Origin of the sequence: Actinoplanes hulinensis (assembly GCF_019429605.1) — a bacterium.
Lineage (GTDB): Bacteria > Actinomycetota > Actinomycetes > Mycobacteriales > Micromonosporaceae > Actinoplanes > Actinoplanes campanulatus.
Genome location: NZ_JAHXZI010000035.1, coordinates 23,060 through 35,307 on the forward strand (window position 1 = coordinate 23,060; position 12,248 = coordinate 35,307).

A 12,248-nucleotide genomic window follows, 5' to 3' on the forward strand; every position below is an offset into this window, starting at 1 on the left:
CGGACGAGCAACACACTCCTAGCAGGAGTGATCATCGTGTATGCGCTGGCCGAGGGCGGGCTCGCCGCAATGGGCGTCGTGGCCTGGCAGTCGTACCGCGACGGCGATTTCACCACCGTACAGGCCGGGCCGTTCACGGTGATGGGGGCATCGGCCGCGATCGGTGCCATTCTCGCGATCCTCGCGGTGATCGCCTTGCTGCGGGGCGGGCGCGGCCAAGGTCTCGCTCGTGGCACGCTCAACCTGACGTGGCTGCGGCTGGGTGCGGTCCTTATCGCCTTGGCGGTCATCGCGCTGACCGTCGGCGTCTCCGTGGCGGGGATATTCGGCATGGTCCTTGCCCTCGGTGACGCGCTCGCCGGGTTCGTCGTCACCGGTGCGGTTGCTCGCCGGACCCGCGGTGGATGAACCGATCGCCGTCGCGGGAGGCCTGTGCTGTTTGGCGTCGATCATGATCGTCGCGGCCGTTGCGGTGGTTCAACGTCGCCGTGACCGTCGGGAGCGCGAACGATGGCGACAGCGGGCCGACCGGCATGGATGGACCTTCACCAGTAGGCCCTCGGTCGCCTGGAGCCGGAAGGTTCCCGGCGAGGTACGCCTTGCTCGACCCTGACACGATCGCCGCATTCAACAAGGCGCACGCTGGCAGCGTGCGCCGTTCTGCCCCCGCACTGCTGATGAGGTCGCCCGACATTTCCACGGCCTGGAGGTCGTCGAACCCGGAATCGCATCCGTGTCCGACTGGCGGCCTATCACCGATTCGCGACCTGTTTCCGCTGAGGCGGCAGGGTCCGGGGCAGTAGCCGAGCCACGTCGCTGCAGGCCGGGATGTACCGCGAAAAGGCCAGGGGCAGGCGACATGTCGTTGATTCCGCGGATTCAGAGCCGTCCAATCCGGGCACGACTGTCGGGTTGTGGGGCGCCCGACAGCAGCTGGGGACGTTATCGGCCCACCCAGCGATGGCACTCACTCACCTGCCCGGGCAGGTCAACCTGCCTCCGATACTCAACCGCCCCCGCTATGTCACATTCACAACCACAGCTGTCGGGTTGCTGTTGTCACGGGTCTGCCACTTGATGAGTCGGCCGCTGAGAGGCATCGTGCTCAACGGTGTCACAAGGTGGAAGGCAAGAGTGATCCGGTCATCAGGGTAGGGATATTCATCGAGTTCACTCTTCTTTTCCACCGAGGGATAGACGATCACGGCACCTGTGCCAGGCTGATGGAGACGATCGGCAGTAGGATCAGCAACGGGCGTGGGAAGGCCGGCAATTCGATTCGCCGCGTTTCGGTGACGGGACTCACTGGCAACTCTCAGAGAACCTTTGGATGCCGTCCACGCGCGCTGGAAAATACTGAAAGGCCCGTGTCCCAAAATCTCCTGATCGTCACCTGCGGAACTCTGAAATGGAAATAGGACAATCCAGCGGTTGAGCTGATCGGCGCTGAGGCTCCGAAGCCAGGCAAGCTCCGGCTGGAAGGTGTCAACCCCGCTCCACTTCAGCTCGCTGAGGATCGAGAGGAACCGGGCGTGCTCAACCGCGGCGATCCGGGCGCTGTAGGTGGTACCGGATTCCTGTGTGGCGGACAGGCCATTAACTCTACTGACGCGAACGGTCTTGAATTTTACGATTTCCTCAGCCGCAGCGATTGCAGGCAGCCAGGCTCGGTTATTGTGCAGGGTCTGGCGGGCTCCTGATGTGCCTGCAGGGTAGGGGAAGGCCACCGGCTCCATCGGCTCACCCGGTGAGCTGCGCTCGACAAGTCGGGCATTCCACATCTTGTTCCGAGCTGAGGGGCGAAGGTCGGGGCGATGTTGGGCGATCAGAGGTGGAACCTGTCTGGGCGTTATTTGCGGCGCGCCACCAACCGACCGTGAGTAAAGGCGCAGTTGAGTACGCAGATACTCCTCATCTTTGCAGGCCGCCGCGAACATACTGTGCAAATCTTCGGTGGTGTAGAGGCGTACCAGGTCACGGTACTTCGGCCGGAATCCGAACCATCGACCCATCTGCATGAGCGTGTCGACCTGCGCGGTCGAGCGACGGTAGTAGGTGACAGTGAGCCCTTCCACGGTGAACCCGCGGGCGAGGCTGTTACCGCCTACCAGGATGCGCCAGACAGAGCGGCGGTCGAAGTCGAGGCTTTCCTGCTGACGGTCTAGATCGGGATCACTGTTGACCACGATGACCGGTCCGGCGTCCCGGTCGGGTGGGCTGATCCGACTGACAGCTGCTCCGATGTCAGGGCGTAGATCGTCGAAGTTCGGTGGGGTCGGTAGATCCGCGGCGGTTGCCTGGCTCACGGGCAGGACGTCGGTCTCGTAAAGGCGCCGCAACCGAGCTAAGCCGGACGGACCACGGTAGTCCCCGCTGTTCCACATCGAGTTGATCGTGGTGGCAGCCTCGCGGTGCGTGTCGCGGCCCATGGCCTCGTGAACCAGCATGGTGTGATGCCGGTAGGTTTTTGAGGTGGCGTGGCCCAGCCTCTCGCGATGTAGCTTGACGGCCCCGGTCAGGACATACATGTCCAAGGCGGTGCGCAGTTCCGCGTCTTCGGGCTCATCGCTGAGAAGACGAACGTGGCGGCGTTCCTGCGACTCGGAATAACTACGCTTTTCGACCGGGACATCGATATCGAAGTCGTGGAAATCTTCCGCGCCCATGTAACCGCTCGGCCGGTCCAGTGCCACCAGGAAGTCGCGCGGGAAAATGTCTTCGCTGTCACCTGGATCGATAAAAACATTGGCGTACGGAGTCGCGGTGTAGCCAACGTACTGAGCGCGCGGCATCATCTTCAGCAGCTTGCCGATGAGGTCGTTGATTGCGGTGCGCTTTTTGCTGTCGGCCTGCCATTTCTTCGGGCTGGTGGTGTTGACGGAGGCCTGGTCGGACTCGTCATCGACGATCAGAACAGGCACTTCGCCGAGCCGATCACTGATTCGACCAAGATCGGCTACCAGGTCCTCCAGGATCCTGCTGTTCTTCTTGGCAACCACCAGACGGGCATCTGTGGTGAAAAGGTTGACTGGTTCGAACAGGCGCCTTGCAGGCTCACGTCGGTGGTACTCGAGCGCGGAGAAGCCCTGCCGGAGTCGCTTGAAGTCCCATGCGTGAGTGCTGAGCCGGCGGATGTCGGGGTAGCCGGCATCGGACGGGCGGCCACCATGACGGATGAAACGGTCCGCATCCCAGTCCGGGTCATCCTGGTAGTCGTGGGCCTTGGTGTCGTGGGCAGAGATTTCCAGCTCAAGGTTTTCGCGGCCGAGCAGCTCCATGTCGAGGCGACGTTGCGTCTGCGCGCGCAACATGTTGGTGGTGCCTGTCAGCACGATGACCAAGCGATAGCCGGCATCGATGGCCTTGGCGATGACACCGGTGAAGTTGGCGGTCTTCCCGCTCTGCACATAGCCAACGACAAGGCCCTTTGACTGGTAGGCCTTGATGCGGGTCGGGTCGGACAGACGTTGCACCACCTCCTCGGTGGCATCATCGAGATCGGCAACCGCGTCCGGGTCCCACCCCTTGTCGCGCAGGAGTTTGCTGTAGTGGGCCCAGTAGAAATCACGGTCATGACGACGTTGCGGGGTCCGCCATTGCTCCCAGTCGTCGGCGCTGATGACGATTGACCCTGATGCGGCGGCATACGGGAAACGATCGGCGAACAGCTGTTCGGTGTCGGTGTCGAGAGTGAGCGCAGCGATGGCTGCTTCGCGCCTTTCAGCGGTGTTCCGGCTGGTGCCGGCGGCCCATCCGGCATCGGTGTCGACCCGATCCCAGCCGGCCAACACATGAGCGAACTGCTGGCGGAGGGCATCCTCCGGCCCGGCACCGCGCAGATGGGAGAGGAGGGCTGCCCCGTTGGCCAAACTGTCGTCACCAAGCATGGCGGCCAAGGGATGCAGGCTTCTAGGGCCGGTGCGGGCCATCGCGTCGAGTGCCGCGCTGTACGCGGTCGTGAGGATGTCGCTCATCGGAGCTCCTGTCGTCCAGCATTGACGGCGTTGTCGAGGTGGGCGGGGGCCCGGTCAGCGCTTCTGCCGGTGAGGTCGATGCGGTACCGCAGGTCGCTGATCGCGTCGAGGTTGACACCTGCCGCGAGAAGTTGGCTGGGAGTGATTCGGGGAAAGGCTGCCGTGACGAGGTGGAGCGCCGGATCAGTACGCAGCCGCCAGCGGTGAAGTGGGGTGTCGGCGTAGCGGTGGCGCCAACCAGCAGCCTGGGTGCGCAGATCGAACTCGTCCCGTTGCGCCGCGGTCGGAAACATCTGCCGGACACGCTGGACGAACTCTGCCACGGTGCTACCACCCGTGCCCGCATCGGTCAGCTGCAACGAAAGTAGCCAAAGCGGCCGGTCACCGGTCGGCTGCAGCTGGGTGATCGAGGAGATGCGGTGGCGGCGGGTCTCCGACATCGTGGTCTTGACCTCGACGTCGAGGCTCGCGAGGCCGAAGTCATGCTCCTCGGTTCCGCCCCGCCACGCCTGCAGCGCGGCTTCCGGCGTGGATGTGACACATAGCCCGGCCAGCAAGCACAGTTCGCCTATTAGCCCGGCCTCTACCTCCTGGGTCAGTGTCTGCTCGGCCCGGATCAGATGCCCGAGCCGGCGGAGGGTTTCACTGAAGGCTCGGCTGATCGTCATGTTGTCAAGCTGGGTCCGGTCGGCTACCCCACACAGAACGGGATAGGCATCCACGAACAGTCGCGGTTCCTCCACAGCGACTTCGATCATGCGGTGGCCGGACTGGTGGACCACCGCCATGTTTATGTGCTCCAAGCCGGTATGAACCGGCGTCTCGTTCGGGCGTGCTGGCCCACGTAGGCCGATGCGCCGATTGTCGGGATCGAAAAAAAGCACCAACCGAGGAACACCGTCGATCGGGTGTTCCATGGGAATGCCGGTAGCGAGGTAAGCGGCAAAACTGTCACCGCTGAGGTGGCGGTCGTGTCCGGTCATGCGCGACTCGTGTAGGCGGCCAGTTCGGCGCGGGCAGCCGTGGTGAGGATCTCCTGCCAGAGCTCGATGTTGTCCTTGTCCCTTGCTCCGAGGTGAACTCCTTGGAAGACGTTCTCTATGAGCAGGAAGAGCACGGATTTGAGCAGAGGAGCATCGTTGAGACCTCCTCGGCGACCGCCCAGGACTGCCGCCCGGTATCGGTTGTTGAGTCGCAACGTCATAGCGTCGCGGTCGATCTCGAAGAAGTTGTCGTTGTCGAACCTGGCCCACAGGAGGTTGAGCGGGCTGCTGTTGACCTGCGGGAGCTCCTCGACGATCTCCCGGACAATCTTCGGATGGAGACCCTTGCCAGGTGGGATGACCGGGTGGCGTTGGGCGGTCGCCCGCTGCGTGCTGATACCCCAGGTCGATTCCGCGGCTTTGAGATAGTCGCTGATTGTGGTGCCATCGTCTGCGCGGGCTGCGGTGACAGCCCGGGCGAAGTCTGCTCCGGCGGCAACCCGCGACTTCTCCGGATTCATGGTGAACAGGCCGGCAACGTCGCCGTCAATGTCAATGCTGGCGCGTGCGAGCTGGAGCTTCTTGTCCGGTGCGTGAATGCCTTCCCATCCGCCGGCGTGCAGGAGCCGGTCACGACGGTAGAAGTAGAGACCCTGCCGGTTCTCTGCCCCTCCTGGAAGGCGGTACTGCTCGGTGCTGGCTTTACGTGGCCAGATGTGGCAGACGATCTGCAGTTGGCGGCCGTCGACGTCGCTTGTCAGCGTGCGGGGCCAACCCGGTGCAGGCTTCATGTAACCGAATGGGTCGATCGGGCTGATCTCCGTTGGGATCCCGACGCCCTCGTTGATGTCCTCGACATCGACAAGAATTTTGATCCTGCCAGCGGCCAGTAGCCGGTGGAACATGAGTCCCAAGTGCCCCCGGAGATGATCAATTGCCCGGGACAGGAATGTTGTGACCTGGTGTGTGTCATCGGTGGCAGGGAAACCTGCCACCCGGTCCCACCGGATGACGGTGCCGGACGGTCTGGTGCTCATCGGCCATGCTCGGTCGAGCTCGGCCTCAACGAAGTTGCCGGCTACCAGATCGCACTGGAAGTTTGCATGTTCCTGTCCATGCAGCCAGCGACGACCAACCGCGGGGTGGCCGGTCGCACGGGTGAGGACAGTCAAGCTCGCTGCCTGACTGAAGGAGGCGGCCTTCAGACCGACGCCAAATCGTCCAAGGTCGTTTTCGTTGTAGCTACGACGCCCGCCCAAGGTCATGGCGGTGTCGATGGACTCGGGCGTCATCCCGCGACCGTCGTCGACGACATAGAGTCCGATCAGCCTGGCGCCGTGGCGAATGAATCGGATCAGAACGGTACCGGCGCCAGCGTCTACAGAGTTGTCGACCAAATCCGCCAAGGCTGTTTCGAGTGAGTGGTTACGGCCGAGCGAGTCCAGGGCGTGGGGATCCGGCTGTAGTTCCACCGTTCCGGCGGTGGGGACCTCGGCGATCCAGGCGGTCATTATGCGTTCCTTGATGTGATGCCGGTACCAGGACGGGTGGTCGTCCGGGTGGGACAGAATCCGCGTTCGCGAGCCAGCTCCATGAGCAGCGATGCTGCGCGCAGTTGCTTGCCGGCAGGGATGTTGCCTTGCGAGAGAGCATGGGCGACGTCGCGTACGGTCGAGCGCTGGTGGCTGTCAAATGTGCCGGTTGTGGCGCCCCAGGCGGCGAGGTCCTGCCAGTCGCCGGCCTGAGAGTCGTTCAGCGCATCAACGTCGGCGGCGTAACTGTCGACCGGAATGAGCTCCGCATCCAGAGGTGGTGGCGGCGTCCAGTCGATATCGCGGACGGCGTCCCAGCAGTCCTCCTTCTTCGCCCATTCGCCGACATGGGTCATGTTCCCCGGAGGGGAGGTGATCACCTTCTGCACCAATATGCAGAGATCGGTGATCGCCTCGGCAAGCACCGGTGAAATGTCCTGCTCCCGCCAGATCCTGTCGAGGTCGATACGAGCGCCGGTGGCGTGCACGATCTTCGCGACGGCGTAGGTGACGATGTTGGCCTTGTACCCGCCGAAGTTCTGCCGGGCGACAATCTTGTCGGTCCGCCGGAAAAGAATCGCCTTGGCGACCAGGTGACGGCAGTAGTCCTTGTCCACGGTGATGTTCTGCTGATCGAGCCACTCGGAGAACAACGTGAAGTTCTTCTCCGCGCCGAGGCTGACCTGGTATGGACGCAACGACCATGAGACCTCGAACTTCGCCAACTCCGACTTGGTGAACTTCTGGTCGGCCGGGTTGATCGTCTTGAAGACCTTCTGCCGGGAGCGGGTCAACTCGGCGGCGACCGCGTTGGCGTACTGGCCACGGGCGCGTTCGTAGAACCAGTGGGTGTCACTGTCGTGGATCGGGCCGGGTGGCGCCCACAGGGTTCGCATGATGCGTTCAACCTCGACATGGAAGCCCGCATTTGCCTTGAGGTCAGACGCGGTGACCCGGTTTTGTGTGTTGGAGTAGGCGGAGATCTTCGGAACGATCTCGTCCAGGCGGTCCGGCGAGACGACGGTCAGCTTCATCTGCACCAGGACGGCGCCGATGTCGGTGGTACGCCGCGCGTGGTGGATCGAAGCGGTGGTCTGGCCGCCGTTGACCACCTGGAGATCATGAATGCGCAGAATCCGCCGCTGTCCGGACTTGTCGGTGTCGAAGTCCACTGCCGAGGCGGTGGCGGCGATGCCGTTGTTGTAGGCCAGGAACCGCTCAGGATGCTCCCGCAGGGTTCGTTGGATTCCGGCGTTCACCGAGCCACGCACCTGGAGGAAGGATCGGACATTGAGTTCGAGCAGCCGCGCACCGTGCCGGGAGTACAGGTCGGCCAGATCGGAGCCCGACACGATGGTAAGCAGAACGGAGTAGTCCTCGGTGGTGGTTGCCGTACCCAGGCACGGCAGGCCGGCAGGAAACTCGGCAACGATCGGTTCGGCGCGGCTGCCGGACGCCGTCCAGTTGGACAGGCGGCGCAGGTCCCACACGTCGCGTAGGATTTCGCGGCCCTGGAACTGCAGCGGCGGCAACGAATCCCGTAGCACACTGCGGGCGTTGGAGATGAAGACGAAGCGGATCTTGTCCACCCGTGGGTAGCTGTCCACGACAGCCTGGATCATGCCCGAGAGCTCGGAGGAAGGGTCCTTCTTGGCGAGCACACCGGAGAGGCTGCGTGACAGGAAGTTCTCGAGCCGGCGAAATGCGGTTTCAATGTCAGATCGGTTGATCTTGTGGGCCTCGTCGGCCCGCGGGCTGTAGTTGGTGACGAACAGGTCGAGGGTGCGGTCATCTGAGGAAAGGCCGAATCCGCTGACCTCGACCCCGTGATCCTTGAAACGAACCACGGTTGCATCCTCTGTCAGCCCGTCGTTCGCCAGTTGCTCCAATACCAGGCCGGCGAACGCCTCCTGCGGGTCGCAGTCGTTGATCTCCGCGTATGCCCGGACCTCTTCCAGGAGTGTGTAGGCGTAGAAGTCGAGATCCGACTCATGCACTGCGCACCTCCGTCGATGCCGAGCAGGCAGGCAGGCGGGCGGATACGCCTAGGCGAGGACTGGCCGTGGGCATCGATCTCTCCGAGGGCAGGGTGGTTGGCTACATCATCGATGTGGCCAACCACGTAAGAGCCTCCAGCATAAAGAGAAGGACCGACAACCAGTCATGAGGCGCAACCGGCGCATCGGACCCCTGATCGGAACCCGTACCAACGGATACTGCGACTCGGCCGAACGGTTGTCCGAATTCGTACAGCTGGCCACCCGCGCACCACACCCCATTCGAGAGGCCGTCAACCGCAGCCCAGGCCGCTGTGCTGGAGTTACGCTCGGTAACCGCTACCGGTCTACAACCATCGGTTCTTGGGTGTGCCGCCAGACTGCCGGTAACGTGCGTAGCCGTGACCGCCGCTGACGATACGCCGCCCCAGTCGGTACAGGATCCTTCGACCAGGCGGGGTGCGTACGGGGTCAAGCTCATTCGCGGGCCGTTCGTCGAGCTTCCCAGCCACCCTGACGCCTCCGACAGCCCAGAGCAGATGCTGCAGTATGCCGCGAAAGCCCGCGAGCACGGCGAGAGCCTGGCCGCCGACCTGTTCAGCGGCGCTGGCGGGCTCAGCCTGGGCTTGGAGGAAGCCGGCTACCGGGTCGTACTCGCCGTCGATCACTATCCCGAGGCGGTCGAGACGCATCGACACCACCATGCCGGGCTCAGCGTTGACTGGGATCTGGGAGATCCCGACCGGGTCCGCCAGGTTGCCGACCTGATCGGGCAGGCTGGTGTCGAACTGCTGGCTGGCGGACCGCCATGCCAGCCGTTCTCCAAAGCGGGTCGGTCCAAGATTCGGCACAGGGTCCGCCATGGCCTCCGTGATCCCTACGACGAACGGCGTGATCTCTGGCGCTCGTTCCTAGAGGTCGTACGCTTGGCGCGACCTCCCGCGGTCATCATGGAGAATGTCCCCGACATGGCCCTCGACAAGGAGATGTTCATTCTCCGTACGATGGTCCATGAACTCGAGGCCCTCGGCTACGCCGTTGAAGAACGCGTGGTGGACACCTGGCGGTACGGAGTTCCGCAGTTCCGGCAGCGCCTCATCCTGGTCGCGCTACGCGATGGTGCCGCATTCCAGTGGCCCGCCGAGTCTCCCGACAAGCCGACGGTGTGGAACGCCATCGGTGACCTTCCCGAGGTCGAAGGAGGATGGCGGCCGCCCGGCGGGGCGGAGGGCTGGGCCGACTATCAAGGGCCGAAGACCGACTTCCAACGGCGGATGCGCAGATATGTGGCGGACGAAGACCAAGCCAAGGTCTTTGACCACATCACCCGGCCGGTCCGGCCCGACGACCTCAAGGCGTTCGAGCTCATGGACGCAAATACCCGCTACTCCGAACTGCCGGCCGAGGTGAAGCGTTACCGCGACGACATCTTCGATGACAAGTACAAGCGCCTTGACAAGGACGGCCGCTCCCGCACCATCACCGCCCACATTGCGAAAGACGGTTACTGGTACATCCACCCCGAGCAGCACCGCACGATCACAGTCCGCGAGGCAGCAAGACTGCAGACCTTTCCCGACAACTTCCGGTTCGCCGGTCCGCCTTCGGCTGCATTCAAGCAGATCGGCAATGCTGTACCTCCGATGCTCGGCGAACACCTCGGCCGGGCGGTATCTGCGTCACTGAAGGCTGACACCCCCGCACATGTCAATACCCGACAGGTTGCTGCCAGCCTTGCGGCCTGGTTCGATTCGGAGGAAGTGAAAGGGATCCCCTGGCTGCGGGCAGAGACCCGGTGGCAGGTAATTCAGGCGGAAATCCTGCTCGACCGCGCCCACTCCGATGTCACCCGCCAGGTCTGGCGCATGCTTCAAACCTGGCGTCAACCGCAGGACACACTTGCCCACGAGGACGACCTGCGACGTATCGGCCGTTTCGTCTCCCGGGAAGCACGCGCTGACATCGTGGTTGGGCTGGCGCGCTCTCTCGCCGACGATCCGGCGAGTCTGCGTGACGACGACGCTCTGCGCAAGGTGCGAGGGCTCAACGAGTCGATTGCCGACCTCGCCATTCTCGTGGTTCCTGGAGGTGGCGAGGACGAGTCCGAGGAACCGGTACTGGTTACCAAGGGGGTTCTCCGCGTCGCTGCACGGTTCAGCGGCAACCCGGTGGGCAGCCGAAATCGCCTCACGGATGGACGCCTTGAGGTTGCTCGCATGATCGGCCTCGACACTGACGCCCGCAGTGCCCACCTTGGTCTCATCGAACTAGCGAACACGTTATGCCGACCACAGGAACCTGTGTGCCAGGAGTGTCCGCTGTCCAAGAAGTGCGTTGAGGCGAAAATCCAGTCGGAGCCGCTCTTCTGAACCTCACAGATCGCTGAGTCCGAGCAGTTCGGCGACGTCGGGCGACTGCTGGCGCAGTAGGTTCTCAATCTGCGCCCATGCGTCCCACTGGTCGGCCTGCATCGCGGCCATCCTTAAAGCCAGTCCGGCTGTGGTAGCAGCCTGAGAAGTTGCACGCGCCTCAGCTGATGCCCCGAGATCAGCAGGGACCGGCGTGCTCTTCGCACGCGAGGTCTTGCGGTATGCATCGTCAGCAAGGGCGCAGAGTTCATTTACCGATGGCTCTATGAGCTGGCGCAGTTGAGCCGGCAAGGTTACGCGCATCTTGGCGACGTTGATGTTGAAGGCTGTGTCGAGATCGGTGTCGAACTCGAGCGCGGCCCGGGCCAGCTTGGTGTGCTCATCGATGCCTCGGATGCCTCCCCAACCGCCCCACTGGACGAGGCGGTCAGCCCGATAAACGTACAAGCCCTGCTGGCGATTCCAGTTCAATGGCCCCGATAACCGGTCAAACCCTGCTGAATCGGCGAATTGGTCGCGTGAAGGAAGGACAAACCTGCGGAGCGTCACCTTGCCGACCGCACCCGCAGACTCGATCTCAAAGCGCTGTGTCGGTAGCTCTGCGGTGGCGCTCTCCTGCTGGGCAAACGGATCCCACGGTTGGACCTTCTGCCCGTTGACAGTGATGACCAGCTGCGGTCGGCCAGAAGGGCCGACGAGGAACCGATTGAAGACCATACCGAGATGCTCGGCGGTGCGGGCGGCAAGCGTGTCGAGTCGCCGACGGGCCCAGCCACCTTCGGGCCGCTTCTCCGGTAGAACCCGGTCAAGTGACTGCCAGATCACCACCGTGCCCGTACCCTCGGCCAGCCACTGTCGAGCGCGCACGACCGCCGGATCAGCGCTCGATGGATCAACGATCACCCACTGGTCCCATTCCTCGATGAGGTCGAGATCCAGTGACCGGGCGCAGGTGCGTACTGCCGACTTCGAACTACGGCTGACGACAGTCAGAACGCGGCACTGCGAGAGTGACGCAGTCTTCAAGCCCAGCCCGTAGCGCCCCAACTCGCCACGGCTGTAACTGCGCCGTGTGCCGAAACGGAGCGCCTCGAGCAAGGCAGACGGTGACATGCCGTGACCATCATCAGCGACAAACACCCGTGACTGCGCACCTTCGTGCTCAATCAGGATCTGAACGCGTGTCGCTCCTGCCGCGACGCTGTTGTCCACAACGTCCGCCACAGCGGTGGAAAACTCGTAGCCGATGTCCCGCAAGGAGCCCGTCAACCGGGCCGCCGAAGGCGATACGTCGTACCACGCTTTCTCCGCCACCGTTTCCTCCGTCACGTCGTCGGTGACGACCAGGATGCCACAGCCGCCCCAAGATCACGAAAACGCGTGCCGGAAGCGC

At 63.4% G+C, this 12,248-nt stretch carries 8 protein-coding genes; 3 read left to right on the forward strand and 5 right to left on the reverse strand.

Annotation, left to right across the window (positions count from 1 at the left end; all coding sequences use genetic code 11):
• The first annotated feature begins 27 nt into the window (after positions 1-27).
• A complete protein-coding gene (locus KZ829_RS40500; RefSeq protein ID WP_220149140.1) occupies positions 28-408 on the forward strand; it encodes a hypothetical protein in 381 nt (126 codons plus the stop codon).
• A 217-nt stretch (positions 409-625) separates the two neighbouring features.
• Positions 626-1,078: an SAM-dependent methyltransferase gene (locus tag KZ829_RS40505; RefSeq protein ID WP_220149153.1), complete on the forward strand. Its 453-nt coding sequence runs from the start codon at positions 626-628 to the stop codon at positions 1,076-1,078.
• On the opposite strand, the gene KZ829_RS40510 is transcribed toward KZ829_RS40505, so the two are convergent.
• The 4 genes from KZ829_RS40510 to KZ829_RS40525 are packed head-to-tail and all read right to left on the reverse strand — an operon-like array spanning position 1,020 to position 8,486.
• On the reverse strand, positions 1,020-3,974 hold the full coding sequence (locus KZ829_RS40510) for a Z1 domain-containing protein (protein ID WP_220149141.1): 2,955 nt from the start codon (positions 3,972-3,974) through the stop codon (positions 1,020-1,022). The two genes, KZ829_RS40505 and KZ829_RS40510, sit on opposite strands and share 59 nt — an antisense overlap.
• On the reverse strand, positions 3,971-4,957 hold the full coding sequence (locus KZ829_RS40515) for a PD-(D/E)XK motif protein (protein ID WP_220149142.1): 987 nt from the start codon (positions 4,955-4,957) through the stop codon (positions 3,971-3,973). Before KZ829_RS40515 ends, KZ829_RS40510 begins: the two co-directional genes overlap by 4 nt.
• Positions 4,954-6,468: an ATP-binding protein gene (locus KZ829_RS40520; protein WP_220149143.1), complete on the reverse strand. Its 1,515-nt coding sequence runs from the start codon at positions 6,466-6,468 to the stop codon at positions 4,954-4,956. Before KZ829_RS40520 ends, KZ829_RS40515 begins: the two co-directional genes overlap by 4 nt.
• Complete coding sequence (locus tag KZ829_RS40525; protein WP_220149144.1) at positions 6,468-8,486, reverse strand: AIPR family protein; 2,019 nt, start codon at positions 8,484-8,486, stop codon at positions 6,468-6,470. Before KZ829_RS40525 ends, KZ829_RS40520 begins: the two co-directional genes overlap by 1 nt.
• 401 nt (positions 8,487-8,887) lie before the next feature.
• Here KZ829_RS40525 and dcm point away from each other — a divergent pair, with 401 nt between their 5' ends.
• Positions 8,888-10,855 (forward strand): DNA (cytosine-5-)-methyltransferase, encoded by a 1,968-nt coding sequence (gene dcm / locus KZ829_RS40530; protein WP_308285867.1) that lies wholly within the window; start codon positions 8,888-8,890, stop codon positions 10,853-10,855.
• Positions 10,856-10,858: 3 nt separating this feature from the next.
• Here dcm and KZ829_RS40535 read toward each other — a convergent pair whose 3' ends face one another.
• On the reverse strand, positions 10,859-12,169 hold the full coding sequence (locus KZ829_RS40535) for an ATP-binding protein (protein WP_220149145.1): 1,311 nt from the start codon (positions 12,167-12,169) through the stop codon (positions 10,859-10,861).
• Positions 12,170-12,248 lie beyond the last annotated feature (79 nt).

Bases quoted from the DNA above. Each gene is read 5' to 3' on its own strand.
- KZ829_RS40510 (WP_220149141.1), bottom strand. From the start codon at position 3,974: ATGAGCGACATCCTCACGACCGCGTACAGCGCGGCACTCGACGCGATG.
- KZ829_RS40515 (WP_220149142.1), bottom strand. From the start codon at position 4,957: ATGACCGGACACGACCGCCACCTCAGCGGTGACAGTTTTGCCGCTTAC.
- KZ829_RS40520 (WP_220149143.1), bottom strand. From the start codon at position 6,468: ATGACCGCCTGGATCGCCGAGGTCCCCACCGCCGGAACGGTGGAACTA.